Genomic DNA, 16688 nt, shown 5'->3' with positions numbered 1-16688 from the left:
GATGACCCGTCGCCTGTTGAGGCCGCGCGTCCTGGCCGTCGTCGGGGTGGCCTACCTGGTGCTGGCCGGCGCGGTGGCCGGCAGCTGGTTCCCGCTCTTCTTCGGCGGCCTGGTGCTGGCGGTCTGGGGCGTGCTTCGCAACCTCTCCGCCGTCGAGCACGACCGGCGACGCACCCGGGTGCTGCTGGTGGCCGGCCTGGCGATGGCCTGCCTCGGTGCCGTGCTCGGAGCACAGCCCGCCTGGACCGACTGGTTCCGCAACCAGCCCCTGCGCGCCGTGCCCGCCAGCGCCCCGCCCAGCCTGGTGCTGGAGCCGAGTCAGAGCCCCACGCCGACGCCGTTGCCCAGCGCGTCGCCGAGCCCCAGCCGCTCGGCCAGCACCAGGACCGGGTGGACGGCCGAGGAGGGCGCCGGCGCGACGGCGGGGAACCAGGGGCTCTGGACCCGTGGGCCCGGGGTGGTGGAGCAGCAGGCGGAGTCCGGCCAGGGGGCCACGACGGCGCCCCACACCGAGCAGCCCCACACCGAGCAGCCCCGCACCGAGCAGCCCCGCACCGAGCAGCCCCACCCCCGGGCCCCGGCGACGCGCGAGCCCGTCACCCGTGAACCGGTGGAGCACGATCCGCCCACCCGCGCCCCTGCGCGAACCCAGCGGCCGGTCCAGACGCAGCGGCCGGTCCAGACGCAGAGGCCGGTCCAGACCCAGCGACCGGCACCGACGCGGGAACCCGTGCAGACCCAGGCGCCCGCGCCCGCGCCCACCGCCCCCGCCCAGACCCAGGCGCCGGAGCGTGAGCCGGTGGAGCCGAGCGGCACCACCGAGGCACAGGCGGCACCCACCGCCTGACCGCATCCGACGGACAGTGTCGTCCGCTCTTCCTGGCGCTCCATGGCGCCCTGATTCCTTGATGTCCTGGCTCGTTGACGCCTTGGTCCACCGTGCGGGCAGGGCCCCAACCTGTCCCCATGGCGGGCCTCCCAGGCGGGCTCGACGCGTCCCGAACCACCCCAGATCCTGCGGATAGGAATGACGACAGGCATAGAAGGGCACTTCGCCCCTCCTGTGCCCAAACACCCATTCCCAGCACGCAGGAGACCACCATGTCCACCCGCAGCAAGTCCATCCGCACCATCGCCACCCCCGCCCCCAGCCAGGTCATCGTCGGCGTCACCGACCCGGTCCCCACACCGCAGGCCAGCACCAGCCCCTACTACGCCAGCGCCCGCACCGCACAGACGAAGGCCCTCAAGAGCCAGTCCCGCGGCCGGACCCGTCTACAGCGACGCCAACATTGCACGCACCTACTTCAACCTGTTCGGCTGGACCAGCGCCACCGGCAAGGCCTACCTGCAACGCGTCCTCGACCAGCAGCACGACGACGGCGGCTGGGGCCTCGGCTACGCCTGGGACGCCTTCGGTGACGGCACCAGGAACCCCGCCACCACCACCTACACCGTGACCACCGCCGACCACGTCGGACCCCTGCTCATCGGCGCCCTCAATGCCGTCGCCCACCGCGAGAGCACCGGACGGCAGGCCTTCGGCCACCGGTCCGTCCGGGCCACGATGTACACCAAGCAGACCGTCAACCCGGCCACCGGACGGCCCGACCCCACCGACAACCTCGCCCTGCTGCGGCTGACCGCCTACATGCCGACCCGCTGCCAGCGCAACGAATCGGCGGCACCGGCGATGATCGCCGCCATCGTCGCCACGGGCGACGCCCGCACCGCCACCATCCGCCACTCGCAGGTGGCGCTGTACTCGTCGATCCTGGCCACCAGCTGCCGGGGCAACTGACCCATCCGACGCCACAGGGGCGCCGCGCACGATGCGCGACGCCCCTGTGGCATCCGGCCGATCCCGAGCTGTCCAGACAGGGCTCAGGACTCCAGCACCGCCGCGAACTTCTGCTCCAGCTCGGCTGTCGTGTTCAGCGGCGCCGCCTGCTGGCCGGTCGCCGTGGCGATCTTCTGCAGGCTGGCATGGTCGGCGTCCGGGCCGATCGCGGCATAGGTCACCTTGATCGGCTTGGCCGGGTCCTTCTGCTGCAGCGTCTTCATCATCACGTCGTAGGTCACCTTGCTCCTGGCGTCCTGGTCGGCGCCGTCAGTCACCACGATGATCCGATTGGTGCGACCCTCCTGGTAGTTCGCCATGTTGTGTGTCCAGGCAGTGTCGATCGCCTCGTAGAGCGGGGTGCCGCCCTCGGGCTTGATGCCCGCGAGCGTCGCCAGGTACTTCGGCTCGGCCGCGATCCACTGCTTGGTGTCGTCCGGCTGCAGCGCGATCACCGTGGTCACCCGCGGCGTCTGGGCCGCGTCCTCGGTGGCATTGAAGGTGATGATGCCATTGCTCATACCGGGCGGGAAGGCGCCGAAGGACTTCAGGATGTAGTCGGTCATCACCTTGATGCGCGGCGGGCCGCCGGCACCCAGCGGCTTGAGCATCGAGCCCGACGTGTCGATCACCAGCAGGACGCTGTCACGCTTGGCCAGCTGCTGGTGCACCTGACGGGTGGTCTCCACCCGGGTGCGGTCAGCCGCCGTCACCGCCGGGACGGTGCCGCTGAGACCCACCTGGCCCAGCGACATGGCACTCGGCTGCTCCTGGCCTGCGCTGACGCCCGCCTCCGCCAGCGCCTTGCGACCGTCGGGACCCTTCAGTCAAGTGGTGAAGGCCGTCACGTCCTCGTCGGTCTCCGACGAGATGACACCCATGGACAGCCCGGCCGACGGCTGCAACCAGCTCGCCCTCACCGGCGTCTTGCTCGCCAAAGCCAGCGCCAGCGCGGTGACACCCGCGCGGGGGCCAACCGCGGTCAGGCCATTGGCGTCGGCAGGATCAGTGGCCAGCTTCTGGGTCACCTGGGCCAGCGGCACCTGGTCGACGATGCGCTGCTCGGCCTTGGTGAGGTCCACCTGCGCCGGGGTGGCGGTGTTGAGGCTGGTGGGCGGCGCCTCGCCCTGCAGGGGCTTGCCGAGGGCCTCGTGCGCCTCGGGCGTGTTCACCAGCACCAGCGGCGAACTGCCGACAGTCGTGCTCGCGGCCTTCACCGGGGCCGGGTCCTTCGCCTCGGCAATGGCGCTGGGGTCCTCCGGAATCCACGCGTCGGTGCTGCCCAGCCCCTTGGACAGGGTGGTGGCCGTCGCCTGCTCGGCGACCGTGACCGTCCCGCAATCGGCCTGGCCCAGCGACTCGCCCCAGGCCTTGCCCGCCTGCCGCACGCTCTCGGCCCAGGCCGGATCGGCCAGCACGGTGATGGAGGTGCTGCAGCTGCTCGCGCTCGGCCTGGCCCCGGTGGTCGCCTGGTCGTCATGGTTCAGTGCGGTGGCCACGGTGGCGATGACGGTGACCGTCGCGAGTCCAACGGCGCCAACCAGAAGAGGCGTCCGCGAACGTTGCTTGTTTTCGACAAGTGCGCGCCTGGGCGTGCTGCTGCTCATTGTTCTGTCTCCCCCGAGTATGAATATGCCGTCAACCATAGAACTTTGGGGGGGGGTACGTGCACGGCCGAGTCGTCCGGTTGGTGGGGGATCGTGCCCGGCCAGTAGGCTGTCGCCGTGGCACTCACCATTGGAATCGTCGGTCTCCCGAATGCGGGCAAGTCGACGTTGTTCAACGCTCTCACGCGGAACAACGTCCTGGCAGCGAACTACCCGTTCGCCACCATCGAGCCGAATGTCGGCGTCGTCGGGGTCCCCGACGCGCGGCTGCCGGAACTTGCCAAGGTCCACGGCTCCAAGGAGATCCTTCCGGCAACGGTCAGCTTCGTCGACATCGCCGGCATCGTGAAGGGCGCCAGCCAGGGCGAGGGCATGGGCAATGCCTTCCTGGCCAACATCCGCGAGGCCGACGCCATCTGCCAGGTGACCCGCGTCTTCGTCGACGAGGACGTCACCCACGTCGACGGCGAGGTGAACCCCGGCAACGACATCTCCACCATCACCACCGAGCTGATCCTGGCCGACCTGCAGACCCTGGAGAAGGCGCTGCCGCGCGTGGAGAAGGAGTCGCGCATCAAGAAGGAGTCCAAGCCGAAGGCCGAGGCGATGCAGGCTGCCATCGACGTGCTCAACTCCGGGCAGACCATCTTCAGTTCCGGCATGGACACCGAGCACCTGCGCGAGCTGATGCTGCTCACCGCCAAGCCCTTCATCTACGTCTTCAACTGCGACCAGGACGAGCTCGCCAATGAGGAGCTCAAGCAGCAGATGCGCCAGGTCGTCGCCCCCGCCGAAGCGATCTTCCTGGACGCCAAGTTCGAGGCCGAGCTGGCCGAGATGGAGCCCGAGGACGCCGCCGAATTCCTTGCCGATGCCGGTGTCTCCGAGCCTGGCCTGGACCAGCTGGCCCGCGTCGGCTACGAGACCCTGGGCCTGCAGAGCTACCTGACCGCCGGCCCCAAGGAGACCCGCGCCTGGACCATCAAGAAGGGCGCCACCGCCCCCGAGGCCGCCGGCGTCATCCACACCGACTTCCAGAAGGGCTTCATCAAGGCCGAGGTGATCAGCTTCGACGACCTGGTGGCCCTCGGCTCGGTCAAGGCCGCCCGTGACGCCGGCAAGGCCCGCCTGGAGGGCAAGGACTACGTCATGCAGGACGGCGACGTGGTCGAATGGAGATTCAGTTTGTAAGATGCCTGGTCAGAAGCATCTTTTGGTCCAGCTGGTAGAAGGAGTTCGGTTCCGCTCTGGCATCTGAGTCCGTGTCTCGTCGCGCGGGTGGGTGGGGCTGTTGTGTCGATCACCGGCCTCAGGCGTTGAAGGTGAATGCCATCTCGCGTACACTCTGGAGTACTAAGACCGGTTCCGCCTACTTCGGTAGGTCCAGGGCCGGTCCTCATTTTTTCCGGGGCGGTGGCGTGTGGCGGAGCAGGTGAAGTCGTACAAGACCTACGACGAGCAGGTTGACCTCCTGCTCAGGCGCGGCATGCTCATCGAAGACCGCGCCGTTGCTGCCAAGACACTGGCGCGGGTGAACTACTACCGGCTCAGCGGCTACTGGTACCCCCTTCCGCGTTAAGTGCGAGGACGGCCGCGCTGACGACTTCTATCCAGGCACGAGATTCGACGACGTTGTTGCGCTCTATGAGTTTGATGCCAAGTTGCGAGGCGCAACGTTTGAAGCGCTCATGCCGATCGAACTCGCAATCCGCACTCTCCTCGGCCACGAACTAGGGCGTGTCGACCCGAGTGCCCATCTGGATCCCACCCTCTTGGGGCCAGTTGCCCGGCGTGGTGACGCCCACGCAAAGTGGTTGCGGCGCTACAACGAATCGCTTCGCCGCTCGCGAGAGGACTTCGTTGCTCACCACAAGAAGAAGTACGGCGGGCAGGTTCCCGTGTGGGCGGCCGTCGAGCTGTTGGATTGGGGCAGCATCAGCCGCCTGTTCGAGTTCGCTCCGCTTGGCGTGCAGGAGGCGGTCGCTGATGCTTGTTCGCTGCGTGCGCCGCAGCTGGGTAGCTGGCTCAAGGTGCTCAATGTTGTGCGGAACACCTGTGCTCACCACGGGCGATTCTTCAACAGGGTGCATGCCATTACTCCGAAGCTGCCGGCGGCGGGGCTGCACCCCGATCTCGACGCAGTCAATGCCGACTACAACCGCACCTTCGGCCTCCTCACGCTGATCCAGTTCCTGCTCGATCGTCTCGACGCGGGCCCAGGCGATCTGCTCCCTGACGTAGTCGCCGCCTACCCTGACGTCCCGGCCATACCGATCACGCACATGGGAGCACCTGGTGAATGGCGCGGAAGTAGCCGGTTGTGGAACGGTGGTCAGTCGCCGGAAGCCTGACCGTAAAGAGCGACTGCTCCTGCGGCCGATCCGGTGGTGGAGTCGGCGTGGTTGGCCAGGCTCACGCGGCTTGCGATCCCTCCATCTGTGCTTTGACCAGCGGAGGCGCTGCTCGTAGCGCCCCTATCGCATGATGGCCGTATCCATCGGAACTCGGTGGAATTCCGCTTCAATAATTAGTTGACTAGGGATTTCAGATGCCTATCGTTGTCTCGTGGACCATCTGAACTTCGTCGAGTCGACGCTGCCGCTGGACGGGAATCGGCCTCGTTCCCAGTATCTCGACCTCGTCGTGAACGGCTCATCCCTGCGCGCTTCGATCGGTGAAGATTTGCTGGGGTGGACTTCCACTCCGTTGCGGTCTGGATGGGATCTGGAAGCCGGGATTGGCTGGATAGCGTCCTTGTCCCTAGGGCTACAGGACAGTCTTCCTGGTGGCCGGGTGGAGCTGTACGTGTGTCGCGAGTGCGGCGACCTGGGCTGTGGGGCGCTGACGGTCAACATCGAACGATCCGGGTCAGTGGTGCGATGGAGCGAGTTCGGATGGGATGACAGCCTCAGTGATGAGCCGTACGACGCCATCGGGGACCCCTTGGAATTCACCTTCCAAGCGGCGTCCTATGACGAGACACTCCGCGCCGTGGGGGAGCGGCTGCTCGCGAGGCAACGTCCGCCAGCTCCGACCGGGCCTCAGTGGCGGCGTGACCCAGGCTTCGTTGCGATCGATCTGTGACGCCTATTCCCAACGCAATGAGGTCGAATGGAGATTCAATTTGTAGAAGAGCTGGTCAGAGCTGTTGGGCGCGAGCTGGTTGCGCGGCATGGGGGAGTGTTCGCGTCAACAACTGGCCTCGCGCTTGGGTTGGGGCATGACGCCGGACTCCGGGGTGCGGAAGATCTGCCCTGTCGCGGGGAGACCCTCGACCGTCTCTGCGACAGGTTTCTTCGGAGCCCAGTGGGGATCGGGATCCGGCTCGATCGTGAGCGGGGACCACCGGAACGGCAGGCCGGCGGCCATGGCCGCTTGGGGCCGGTCCATCAGCTGGAAGTGGAGATGGGGTTCGCTGGTATTCCCGGTGTTCCCGACCGCTCCCAGGACATCGCCGGCCCGGACTTTCTGCCCGACGCACACGGCTTCAGATCCGTGCTTGAGGTGGGCGTACATGCTGAACGTGCCGTCGCTATGGTCGAGGATCACGTGATTGCCGATGATGGAGCGGTGCCCGGCCAACTCTCGACCGAAGGCCTCGAGCGACATCATGTAGATCAGGCCGGGCCAGGTGTTCCGGGCGCGATGGTCACGCTTGCCGTCATGGGCAGCGATCACGGTGCCGGAGCCCGCTGCCAGGACAGGCTCCCCGAAGCTTGGGAACTCCTGGGGCTCGGCCTGTCTCCATTGCCAGCCGGGGGCGCTTTCGCGGGGAGAGTCTGATGCCTGCAGGATGTCGACTGCGAATGCCTGACCGAGCGTGCGAACGCCGTGGCTGGGGACCTTCGTCGCCGGGCTGTTGATGGCGACCCAGCGGCCTGTCACGGGAGCATGCATGGTCTGGGGAGACTCGTCGTCTGCACGTGGAGAAGGGACTGCGATCGCCAGGCCCAGCGGCGCGAACACGAGCCACACGGGGACCTCGATGACGAAGCTCAGCGCCACGAGCAGGACGAAGGCTCGAAGGAGCCAGGGGGAAGCCGCCTTGAGCATGCGCATCATCGGCGCGCCCCCAGAAGGGTGGTGAGCAGGGGGACGACTCGTTCGGCCGGCACCGTGTGTCTGCCCCCGGAGCCCGGCCTCAACCACCCGGCCGAGGTGAGGGCGCGAAGGTGGTGATAGACCTGCCCGCTCGACCCCATGGACTCCAGTTCTGCAAGTTCGCGTGCGGTGCTGTTCTCCCCGGTGAGCACCTCTTTGAGGATGCGCAGGCGGATGGGGTGCGCCAGTGCGTCCAGCACAGCAGTGACCGTGTCCCACTCGTCGGAAAGGAGCTCGTCAGCGTGCGCTCCGATCTGCCAGGAGACGGGGCCGCTGCCCGGAAGCTCGACGGAGCCCACGAGCATGACGGTGCCGCCCTCGCTGTCATCCTCGTACTGCTTCAGGCCGCGAAGGGCCCAGAGGTGATCTTGTGTGCTTGGTGAACTGCCTTGCGCGCCGTTCGTATTTCCAGTGTCACCAGCGGCGGGGGTGGCGTGCGCCTCGACCGCGACCATCCGCTTCTCGAGTGCAGCTACTCGACTGGCCAGTGAGTCAGGTGCGTCCGGTGTCGTCATGGATACATAATTCCAGAATTACGGAATACTGTAAGATCGCACTACGGACCTGCCGCGGGGGCGAGTAGGCGACCTCTGGGTGACGGATTTCGGTGGAGTCCGCTTCAACGTGCGAAGGTCCCTCTGCGCCCCAGGGCGGGCATGAAGGGCGAGGACGTTCTCGTAGGCAGTGCTTGACCGGGATTTCGCTCCCGCGCATTGCTGGCCTGGGTCATGGCGGTGATCCACAGGGGGTCTGTCGGGTCGGCCTTGCGGGCGGCGGGGAAACTCGTGAAGAGCTGCGAACCGCGATCATCACCTGGATCGAGCGGACCTACCGACGCCGCCGGCGGGCCCGCCTGGGTCGGTTGGCCCATCGAGTACGAGCCCCTCATGAACCCGAGCCTCAACCTAGTGGCCTAGACCCAGCTGCGCCTGCCCGTTCATTGGTCCCGTCGCGCCGATGTGCACCCAGATGGTTCTATCCATCGGAACGCGGTCGAGTTCCGGTTTAATGTCTAGCGTTAATGACGCGCTGCGTTATATGATGGTCGGGTGATCGTCTCCTTTGCCGACCGCGATGCCGAACGCCTGTTCCTGCGACAGCGCGTCAAGCGTCTCGACTCTCGTCTGCACAAGAAGGCGCTCACAAAGCTGTTGCTACTCGATGCTGCCCACGAGCTTGATGAACTCCGCGTTCCACCGGGGAACCGGCTGGAAGCACTCAAGGGCGACCGGATCGGTCACCACAGCATCCGAATCAACGACCAGTGGCGGATCTGCTTCGTCTGGACTCCTGCGGGCCCCAGCGAGGTTGAGATTGTCGACTATCACTAGGAGGTGCGACATGGATGACAAGATTCCCCCGATCCATCCGGGCGAGATCCTCATGGAGGAGTTCCTCGTTCCAATGGGCGTAACTCAGAACCGGCTGGCAGTATCCATCGGCGTTCCGCCGCGTCGGATCAACGAGATCGTGCACGGCAAGCGTCGGATCACGGCGGATACGGCTCTGCGTCTGGGGCGCTTCTTCAGCATGAGTGCGCAGTTCTGGATCAACCTGCAGGTGCGCTATGACCTTGAGGTCGAGATGGACGCCCTCGGGGACGCGCTGGACAGCATTCAGCCGCCACGGACTGCATGAGCGCCCGGTCACTTCGAGGACGAGCGGCACTCGTGACGGGGGTCAGTCGTCGGCAGGGGATTGGGTTCGCGATTGCGTCGAGGCTGGTCCGAAGCGGGGCTGACGTGCTCGTGACGCACCATCGGCCGCATGACCTGGACCAACCGTGGGGTGGGGACGACCTGGGGGCAGTGATGCAGGAGCTCGACGCGAATCGTGCTGACTCCAGCCAGCGCGTCGTCGACCTTGCGGTTGATCTGGCTCAGGACGGTGCTCCCGAGGCTGCCGTGCATAGAGCTGTGACGGAGCTCGGCCATCTGGACATCCTCGTCTGCAACCACGCCCGATCGGGCGGCGATGGGGCCCTCGGCGACCTGACCGCCGAGATGCTCGACGCCCACTGGACCGTCAACGCCCGCTCGTCCCTCCTGCTGGTGCAGGCGTTCGCCGCTCAGCACGATGGACGCCCGGGTGGTCGCGTCGTCCTGATGACCTCGGGCCAGGGCCTCGGACCTATGCCGGGCGAGGTGGCCTATGCGGCGTCTAAGGCAGCACTCGCGGGTGTCACGGTGACCTTGGCCGACCAGCTTGCCGATGTCGGCATCACCGTCAACACGGTCAATCCAGGGCCAGTCGACACGGGATACATGACCCCCGAGATCATGGCTCGGGTCGCGCCGATGTTCCCATTCGGGCGGATGGGCGAACCGGATGATCCCGCTCGCTTGGTGGAGTGGCTGGTCAGCGATGAGGGCCGTTGGGTGACGGGGCAGGTGCTCAACACCGAAGGTGGGTTCGCGCGCTGGCGTCCTCCTGCTGACGGTCGGCCGCCGGAAGCCTGAGGCGTACCTCCGTGCTGCTCCGCAGTGAACCGAAGCGCCTACGTGCTGATTGACTGGTACAGGTGCTGCTCGTTGTCTGATTCGGATGCTGCTGGTGTGATCCCCCTCGCGCTGTTGGCGCCCTGGCGGCCGTTCAAAGACGTGTTTCCTACTCAGAAGGCCCCGACGGACCGGTGTGCACCGATGTGCCGTGATGGTTACAAGTGGCGGAACGTGGTGGAATTCCGGTTCAACGTGTGATCAGCACGCTCGATCGTTGATCCGGATCGCCCCGGTCGCCTCGTCATCAAGGGTCGGGCCAGTGTCGTTTCGAAGGGCGGCGCAAAGACGAGCTGGCTCAGAGGATCGGGCAAGCAGTAGCGCCGTATCGGGGGAGCCGGTCGGTGCTCGCATTCGATGCTGACGCGGCGGAGCGATACGCGGAGGTGCTCGCATTCGATGCTGACGCGGCGGAGCGATACGCGGAGGTGCTCGCGTCGCGCGAGGCAGCAGGTGCGCCTGTCAGCACGGCCGACGCCCAGATCGCCGCGATCCGCCTGGCGCACGGGGCAACCTGCGCTACGCGCAATGTGAAGGATTTCCAGCACACCGGGGTCGAACTCGTGGACCCGTGGAATGCGGACGCGTGAGGCGTCATTCGATCGAGGCCCTCGTCCACCAAGAGCTCACTGAGGCCGATCTGCGTGGGCTTCGACAGTTCTTCGAAAGTAGATATCTCAAGGGGTTCGGAGAATCGGATCCGCAACAGCCCTACGGCTATGCATCACATGATGTCCGCATCATGGCGCGAATCGAGGGTCGCGTCGTCGGCCATGTGGGATGGGCGCCCGCGAGAGTGACAGGGGCACCGCGCGGGTACAAGCTCACGAAGCAGGCCTCGATGCCGTCATCAGTGACCAGTGGGCGCGAATCCTCCGCGCCGAAATGAAGTACTCGGGCGTCAAACCTCCACCAGTCATCGACAACGCGAAGGAGGCGGCCCCGTCTGCTCGTCCGCGGTCGCTTCGGTGAACTGTGGAGCAAGGTCACTAGGATTGAGCTATGAGTACGTTCGAACCACCTGCTGGATGGACGCGCCGGTCGGTCCTCGGGGGGTTGCTGACGGTCCCGGTCGCCGGGCTGGTGAACGGGTGCGCACCAACCAGCACGAACGAGCGCGGAGGTTCGGACGGGCGAATCGCCCTTGTGTACCGCGGCCCCGCAGGGTGCGCAGGATGCTCGGAGGTTCTTGCAGAGCGGCTGTCCCGACCACCGCTTGGCCTGGACGTTGCGTTTATCGGCCCACACGAACAGGTCCCTCTCGAAGCGAGTGCCCTATCTGGAGCCACCCTCTACGCTCAGCCAGGCGGTGGGGACGACATCAGTGGTGCGGCCCAGAGTTTTCCTGCGGATTTCATCCGCGGGCTACGTGACTATATTGCTGCCGGTGGAAGCTACCTCGGAATCTGCATGGGCGCATATCTCGCCGGGAGCGAGGGCTTCGGTTTGCTTGATTCTTCCGTTGAGGGGGAGGTAAGCGTTCCCGGCTTCCCTGTGGAAGATAGCAGTGATCAAGTGGTGGCAGTCACGTGGGGTGAGACCTTGCGTTGGACCTATTTTCAAGAGGGTGCGCGGCTGCCAAGAGATGGTGCGGAGGAATATGCGCTCTATGAAACAGGCGATCTCGCTGCCGCATATTATCGGTGCGGCAATGGAAATGTGGGCTTGATTGGGCCTCATCCGGAGGCAGACGTGACCTGGTTCGAGGACGCCGATCTCGTCGATCCCGACGGCGACGACTGGCAATATGCGCTGCCGCTCGTCAAGCGGATTCTCAGTTGATCGCTGGGAAGGCTACGTGCAGCACATCTGCCGAGATCAAGCTACTGGAGGTGGCATGACCAACCGCACGGTGCTACGCCCTGACGGTGTCTCGATCGCGGTCACTGACCTCGGTGGCGATGGCCCCGTCGTCGTACTGCTGCACGGTCTCGCGGGGAGCTCGCGCGAGCTGCTGCCAACGGCGCAAGCGTTACCGGGATATCGGGTGCTACTCGTGGACCAGCGGGGGCACGGTGCGAGCACACGGCTTCCCAATGACCTGTCGCGCGATGCCTTCGTCGGAGACGTCGTCGCAGTGCTCGAGGAGCTCGCCCCTGGGCAGCGCGCGGTGCTCGTCGGGCAGTCGATGGGAGCCCATACCGCGTTCCTCGTCGCGGTGGCGCGACCAGACCTGGTCAAAGGGCTCGTGATGCTGGAAGGGCATGTGAAGGGCAGCGATGATCCGGGCGAGGCCGCACAGCTCGGCAGGTATTTCGCGTCGTGGCCAGTGCCGTTCGAGGACGAGGCCGCGGCGAGAGAGTTCCTCGGCGGGGACGCGATCGTCGATGCCTGGGTGGCAGACTTCGAACTGGCGGATCATGGCCTCGTGCCGCGCTTCGACGCCGCCGTCATGCAGCGCGTGATCGAGGTGGTGCACGAGCCCCGCTGGGACGAGTGGGAGGCTCTGACGGTCCCGACACTCGCGGTGTTCGCGAAGCATGGGATGTTCGGCAACGACGATCGGGAAGCATTGATCCGGCGCAGGTCCCAGACAGACAGGATTGATCTCGATGGCGGTAGCCATGACGCGCACCTCGACGCCTTCGATATGTGGATCGACGTGCTCAGTCGCTGGCTGGCCCGCGAGCGAATCAACGGGACGCACGCCAGTGGGCGCTGATGGTGCGCCGTGCCGGAACGTCATGACCAACTACACCTAGAGCGCCATGTCGACGTGCTGCCAGGCCCAGTACCCCGGAAGCATGTCTGAGACCGTCATGGCACCCGAGAAGCTCTCGCTGCGCGAGCTCCTCGCTGCGCGTTGTGAGGAGTTCCAGGTGCTCCTCGACGGGTACGGCGCGGCCAACCCGAAGCTGTTCGGTCCCGTTGCGCGGGGCACCGCGTCTGCCGGATCGCGCATCGACATCCTCGTCGAGATGGATCCCGCCGAGGGGGATCTGCTGATGCGTGCGTCCGGTCTGCTCGCGGAGACCCGCGCGCTGTTCGGGTGTGATGACATCGACGTGTTCCCTCTCCAACTGCTCAAGCATCCGGTTTCGGCCTCAGTGCCCCCGAGGCGGTGCGTGGGTGCGTTGTTACCGACTGACGGCGCGGATCCAAAGCTTGTTCGGCTACGGAACGTGGTGGAGTTCCGCTTCAACAACTGATCCTGGCTGCTTCGCCTGGGCCCGGCACTGTGGTGCCGGGCCCACTTGCGTTCCTGTGGATGCCGAAACAGACGATCTGGGGCGTTGGAACCTTCAAAGCAGGTTGGGATGCAGGATTTCGTCTGTTTTGGGGCGCTGGTTCCTGGGTGAGCCCGTCAATCACAGCTCCAGCAGCAGGCCGAGCACCTTGCCGCGGGTGCTGCCGTCCAGCATCTGCTGCATCGCGTCCAGGGTCTGTTCGAAGGGGGCACCCGATCGAGGACCGGCTGGAGCACACCATCGTTGACGCCGAGGGGATCAGCGCACCCGTGCTTTCACGTCGCCTCACCGACCTCGTGGCTGCCGGATTCTTCACCAAGGACGAGGTTTGCCGCAGCAAGCAGGGCCGCTACACCCTCACCGAACTCGACCCGGCCACCGACGACCGCGAGGCGCCACTGGATGACCTCGACACCCAGCTCGACAAGCTCCGCGCCGAGCATCTCGGTTGAGCTGGCACTGCAGACGGCTCAGTGCCCTCGACGTACCTTCGGCGGATGGGAGCGCCGGTCGCGGGAGCGGGGGCGGGCCGGTGCCGGCCTGGTGCGCGAGGTGGCCCGCTCCTTCTGGGTGCGGGAGCTGTCGGCGCTGCGGCCCCGCACCACGCCGACGAACTCGTCGATCAGCGGATGCTCCGAGTCGACGCGCCAGGCCAGGGCGACGGGGGAGGGCTCGGCATCGGTCACGGGCCGGAAGACCAGGTCTCGGCGGCTGGCGCCACGGGCGATCGACATCGGCACCACCAGCACCGCGCCGGCCAGCACCCGGTCCAGGGCGATGGCGTCCAGCTCGGTGAGCACCGTGTCGTCCAGTTCGGCGATCTCGGCGAGCGTCACCTCGTCGGCGGCGGCGATCGCATGGTCCTTGACCACCCACGCCACCATCTGCTCCTCGTAGAGCGGGATGGCGTGCAGGCCGTCGCGGTCGATCGGCAGGCGCACGAAGCACATGTCGAGGCTGCCGTCGCGAAGGCCCGAGAGCTGGTCCTCGTCGGGCACCTCGCTGATCAGCAGCGGATTGCGGAAACGCTCCTCCCAGGTGCGCTGCCACTTGTGCAGCACGACCCCGCGGACGTGTCCGATGCGCAGCTCTGGCAGAGGGGTGGTCTTCTCGCTCACCCGTGCAGGCTAGCGCGCGGACCGCGGCTCCGGCTCGGCTCGACTAGCCTTGCCGGGTGAGCCAGAACATGAAGCCGTCCACCGCCGCCCAGAAGCTGGGCATCCTGCTGTCCGCCGCGCCGGAGGAGTTCCAGCAGAACCCGATCAGCCGCGAGGACCTCGACGCGCTGCGCGCCGACCCGCCGCAGTGGCTGACCGAGCTGCGCAAGAACGGCCCCTTCCCGCGCGAGGTCATCGCCCAGAAGCTCGGGGTCTCCAATTCCGGGCTGGCCCGTGGCGGCCTGACCGAACCGCTGGATGCCGAGCAGGTGGGCGCACTGCTGGCCGATCCGCCCGCCTGGCTGGAGCACGAGCGTTCCGTGCACCGCAAGGTGGTTGCCGAGAATGAGCGGCTGAAGGCCAAGAAGGCCGGCTTCGACTACTGAGCCGACATAAAGCGTACGAAGTGAGGGCGTTTTGATCCGATGTCGGATGGAGATGCCCTCACTTCGTGTCTGGGGCAGCGCAGAGTCAGCGCGCCTGCTTCCCGAGGGCCTCGGCCACCTCGCGGGCGGCCTGCCGGGCATGGGGCCCGACGCCGGTGATCGTCGCCGAGCCCGGCCCGCTCCAGTCGCCGTAGCCCACCAGGAAAAGGCCCGGGAAGCGCGGCCGACCATCCTCCAGCAGATGGCGGATCGGGCGAAGCGCCGGGCGGTAGCCGGTGCACCAGATGAGGTGGTCCGCGTCGACCTCGTCCAGCGAGCCCACCATGGGCGTGGCCCGCAGGGCGCCCGAATCGCGGGCCCGTCGCACCTCGGGCAGCACGACGATGTCACCCAGCGACGAATCGGCGCCCGGATCGTCCTCGCCGCGCATGATCGCCAGGAAGCGCTGCCGGTTGCGGGCGAACAGCACCCGGCCGTCCACCTCGTCGGGCATCCAGCGCGGGGGATGGCGGGTGTACCAGGTGACATCGGCCACGGCGGTGAGCTCTGCGGCGATCTGGGCGCCGGAGTTCGCCCCGCCCACCACCGCCACCCGCGACCCGCGGAAGGGCTCGACGCCCGGATAGTTCGCCGAGTGCCACTGCCGGCCCGCGAAGTGACCGGGCAGGGTGGGGACGAAGGGCGCAGACCAGGTGCCGGTGGCCGCGACGACCGTGCGAGTGCTCCAGTGGCGGTCACCGGCGTGGACCAGGTAGCCGTCGTCGACGTGCTCCACCCGGTCCACGCGCACCGGGCGCTCCACCGGCACCGTGTAGCGATCTTCGTAGCGGGCCAGGTAGTCCACGACGTGCGAGGCGGGCGGGAAGCCGTCGAAGGGCGGCATCAGCCAGCCGGGCAGGTTGGAGAAGTCCGTGGTGGAGAACAAGGTCAGCGACGGCCACACGTGCCGCCAGGCGCCGCCCGGGCCGTCCTGGTCGTCGAGCACCAGGACGTCGACGCCGGCGCGCAGCAGGTAGTAGGCCGTCGCCAGCCCCGCCTGGCCGCCGCCGATGACGATGGCCTCGTGAGGGTTCACAGCATCTCCAGCGGCACCGGTCGTGCCGGGGCGGGGAAGGCGCGGTCGAGCTCGGCGAGGTCTTCTGCGGTGAGCTCCAGCTCCAGAGCGGCGGCATTCTCGCGGGCCCGCGCCGGATCGGCGGTCTTGGGGATGGCCAGCACATTGCCGTCGCGGATGGTCCAGGCCAGTGCCACCTGCGCGGCGGTGGCCTCGTGGCGCCGCGCGATGCTGGTGAGCGCCTCCGCACCGGGGGCGTCGAAGAGGCGGGCCTGCTCCAGTGGCGAGTAGGCCATGATCGACATCCCCGCCTGGGCCGCGACGGGGAAGGGGTCGAGCTCCGGGCCGCGTCGGGTGAGGTTGTAGAGCACCTGGTCGGTGACGCAGGCCCCGCCGCCGGGAACCTGGCCCAGCTCGCGCAGGTCATCGGCGTCCAGGTTGGAGACGCCCCAGCTGCCGATCATCCCCTCGCGCACCAGCTCCTCGAAGCCGGCGACCGTCTCCGACAAGGGGTGGCGTCCGCGCCAGTGCAGCAGGTAGACATCGATCCGGTCGGTGCGCAGACGGGCGAGGCTGCGCTGGCAGGCCTGCCGGACGCCCGTGCGGGAGGCATTGTGCGGGTAGACCTTGCTGACCAGCACCGCCTGGTCGCGCCGTCCGGCCAGGGCCTCGCCGACGACTTCCTCGGCGCCGCCGTCGGCATACATCTCGGCCGTGTCGACCACCACGAGCCCGGCATCGAGCCCGGCGCGCAGCGCGTCGGCCTCCCGGGCCTTGGGCGCGTGGCCCTCGCCCATGTACCAGGTGCCCATTCCGATGGCCGGCACCGACCGCCCCGCAAAGTCGAGAGTCCTCAT

22 protein-coding genes and 2 pseudogenes are annotated in these 16688 nt (G+C 67.1%); 17 read left to right on the top strand and 7 right to left on the bottom strand.

Annotation, left to right across the window (positions count from 1 at the left end; translation table 11 throughout):
• The first annotated feature begins 1 nt into the window (after position 1).
• The 3 genes from ACYVKA_RS03250 (at position 2) to ACYVKA_RS03240 (ending at position 1801) form a co-directional block, all read left to right on the top strand.
• Positions 2–847: a hypothetical protein gene (locus tag ACYVKA_RS03250; protein WP_460702933.1), complete on the top strand. Its 846-nt coding sequence runs from the start codon at positions 2–4 to the stop codon at positions 845–847.
• Positions 848–1101: 254 nt separating this feature from the next.
• Entirely contained in the window at positions 1102–1422 is a 321-nt protein-coding gene (locus ACYVKA_RS03245) for a hypothetical protein (RefSeq protein ID WP_460702931.1), read from the top strand.
• 34 nt (positions 1423–1456) lie between these two features.
• Complete coding sequence (locus ACYVKA_RS03240; RefSeq protein ID WP_460702929.1) at positions 1457–1801, top strand: hypothetical protein; 345 nt, start codon at positions 1457–1459, stop codon at positions 1799–1801.
• A gap of 83 nt (positions 1802–1884) precedes the next feature.
• On the opposite strand, the gene ACYVKA_RS03235 is transcribed toward ACYVKA_RS03240, so the two are convergent.
• Both ACYVKA_RS03235 and ACYVKA_RS03230 read right to left on the bottom strand, forming a co-directional pair.
• Positions 1885–2595: a vWA domain-containing protein gene (locus ACYVKA_RS03235; RefSeq protein ID WP_460702927.1), complete on the bottom strand. Its 711-nt coding sequence runs from the start codon at positions 2593–2595 to the stop codon at positions 1885–1887.
• A 72-nt stretch (positions 2596–2667) separates the two neighbouring features.
• Positions 2668–3339, bottom strand: coding sequence for a hypothetical protein (locus tag ACYVKA_RS03230; RefSeq protein WP_460702925.1), 672 nt, complete (start codon positions 3337–3339; stop codon positions 2668–2670).
• Positions 3340–3564: 225 nt separating this feature from the next.
• Here ACYVKA_RS03230 and ychF point away from each other — a divergent pair, with 225 nt between their 5' ends.
• The 4 genes and pseudogenes from ychF to ACYVKA_RS03210 all read left to right on the top strand — a co-directional run bounded on the left by ychF (position 3565) and on the right by ACYVKA_RS03210 (position 6531).
• The gene (gene ychF / locus ACYVKA_RS03225; protein ID WP_460702923.1) at positions 3565–4638 is read left to right on the top strand and encodes a redox-regulated ATPase YchF; all 1074 of its coding nucleotides are present in this window, start codon (positions 3565–3567) and stop codon (positions 4636–4638) included.
• A 241-nt stretch (positions 4639–4879) separates the two neighbouring features.
• The gene (locus ACYVKA_RS03220; protein WP_460702921.1) at positions 4880–5026 is read left to right on the top strand and encodes a hypothetical protein; all 147 of its coding nucleotides are present in this window, start codon (positions 4880–4882) and stop codon (positions 5024–5026) included.
• 58 nt (positions 5027–5084) lie between these two features.
• Positions 5085–5798, top strand: a pseudogene (locus ACYVKA_RS03215) (Abi family protein); the annotation flags it as partial.
• Between the two features lie 214 nt (positions 5799–6012).
• Positions 6013–6531, top strand: a complete 519-nt coding sequence (locus tag ACYVKA_RS03210) for a hypothetical protein (protein ID WP_013161559.1) — start codon at positions 6013–6015, stop codon at positions 6529–6531.
• A gap of 105 nt (positions 6532–6636) precedes the next feature.
• Here the strand turns inward: ACYVKA_RS03210 and ACYVKA_RS03205 are convergent, their stop codons facing one another.
• Both ACYVKA_RS03205 and ACYVKA_RS03200 read right to left on the bottom strand, forming a co-directional pair.
• Complete coding sequence (locus ACYVKA_RS03205; protein ID WP_460702919.1) at positions 6637–7509, bottom strand: M23 family metallopeptidase; 873 nt, start codon at positions 7507–7509, stop codon at positions 6637–6639.
• The gene (locus ACYVKA_RS03200) at positions 7506–8063 is read right to left on the bottom strand and encodes a winged helix-turn-helix domain-containing protein (RefSeq protein ID WP_460702917.1); all 558 of its coding nucleotides are present in this window, start codon (positions 8061–8063) and stop codon (positions 7506–7508) included. The genes ACYVKA_RS03205 and ACYVKA_RS03200 overlap by 4 nt, the downstream gene beginning before the upstream one ends.
• Before the next feature lie 266 nt (positions 8064–8329).
• On the opposite strand from ACYVKA_RS03200, the pseudogene ACYVKA_RS03195 reads away from it, so the two are divergent.
• From ACYVKA_RS03195 to ACYVKA_RS03155, 9 genes and pseudogenes are all read left to right on the top strand, one after another.
• Positions 8330–8465: pseudogene (locus ACYVKA_RS03195) on the top strand (IS3 family transposase); the annotation flags it as partial.
• A gap of 132 nt (positions 8466–8597) precedes the next feature.
• A complete protein-coding gene (locus ACYVKA_RS03190; protein WP_460702915.1) occupies positions 8598–8879 on the top strand; it encodes a type II toxin-antitoxin system RelE/ParE family toxin in 282 nt (93 codons plus the stop codon).
• A gap of 10 nt (positions 8880–8889) precedes the next feature.
• Entirely contained in the window at positions 8890–9186 is a 297-nt protein-coding gene (locus tag ACYVKA_RS03185; protein ID WP_460702913.1) for a HigA family addiction module antitoxin, read from the top strand.
• Entirely contained in the window at positions 9183–10007 is an 825-nt protein-coding gene (locus ACYVKA_RS03180; RefSeq protein ID WP_460702911.1) for an SDR family oxidoreductase, read from the top strand. The genes ACYVKA_RS03185 and ACYVKA_RS03180 overlap by 4 nt, the downstream gene beginning before the upstream one ends.
• 383 nt (positions 10008–10390) lie before the next feature.
• Entirely contained in the window at positions 10391–10636 is a 246-nt protein-coding gene (locus ACYVKA_RS03175) for a PIN domain-containing protein (protein ID WP_460702909.1), read from the top strand.
• 412 nt (positions 10637–11048) lie between these two features.
• Positions 11049–11828, top strand: a complete 780-nt coding sequence (locus ACYVKA_RS03170; RefSeq protein ID WP_460702907.1) for a BPL-N domain-containing protein — start codon at positions 11049–11051, stop codon at positions 11826–11828.
• Positions 11829–11883: 55 nt separating this feature from the next.
• Positions 11884–12708 (top strand): alpha/beta fold hydrolase, encoded by an 825-nt coding sequence (locus ACYVKA_RS03165; protein WP_460702905.1) that lies wholly within the window; start codon positions 11884–11886, stop codon positions 12706–12708.
• Positions 12709–12790: 82 nt separating this feature from the next.
• The gene (locus ACYVKA_RS03160; protein ID WP_460702903.1) at positions 12791–13195 is read left to right on the top strand and encodes a nucleotidyltransferase family protein; all 405 of its coding nucleotides are present in this window, start codon (positions 12791–12793) and stop codon (positions 13193–13195) included.
• 308 nt (positions 13196–13503) lie between these two features.
• On the top strand, positions 13504–13686 hold the full coding sequence (locus ACYVKA_RS03155) for a hypothetical protein (RefSeq protein ID WP_460702901.1): 183 nt from the start codon (positions 13504–13506) through the stop codon (positions 13684–13686).
• A gap of 18 nt (positions 13687–13704) precedes the next feature.
• Here ACYVKA_RS03155 and ACYVKA_RS03150 read toward each other — a convergent pair whose 3' ends face one another.
• On the bottom strand, positions 13705–14352 hold the full coding sequence (locus ACYVKA_RS03150; protein ID WP_460702899.1) for a LysR substrate-binding domain-containing protein: 648 nt from the start codon (positions 14350–14352) through the stop codon (positions 13705–13707).
• 56 nt (positions 14353–14408) lie between these two features.
• Between ACYVKA_RS03150 and ACYVKA_RS03145 the strand changes: the two genes are divergently transcribed.
• Positions 14409–14777, top strand: a complete 369-nt coding sequence (locus ACYVKA_RS03145) for a DUF5997 family protein (protein WP_460702897.1) — start codon at positions 14409–14411, stop codon at positions 14775–14777.
• A gap of 85 nt (positions 14778–14862) precedes the next feature.
• Here ACYVKA_RS03145 and ACYVKA_RS03140 read toward each other — a convergent pair whose 3' ends face one another.
• Positions 14863–15852, bottom strand: coding sequence for an ArsO family NAD(P)H-dependent flavin-containing monooxygenase (locus ACYVKA_RS03140; RefSeq protein ID WP_460702895.1), 990 nt, complete (start codon positions 15850–15852; stop codon positions 14863–14865).
• Positions 15849–16688, bottom strand: coding sequence for an aldo/keto reductase (locus ACYVKA_RS03135; protein WP_394275046.1), 840 nt, complete (start codon positions 16686–16688; stop codon positions 15849–15851). The genes ACYVKA_RS03140 and ACYVKA_RS03135 overlap by 4 nt, the downstream gene beginning before the upstream one ends.

The organism is Luteococcus sediminum (assembly GCF_054783495.1).
This window is presented reverse-complemented; position numbering and strand designations above follow the sequence as displayed.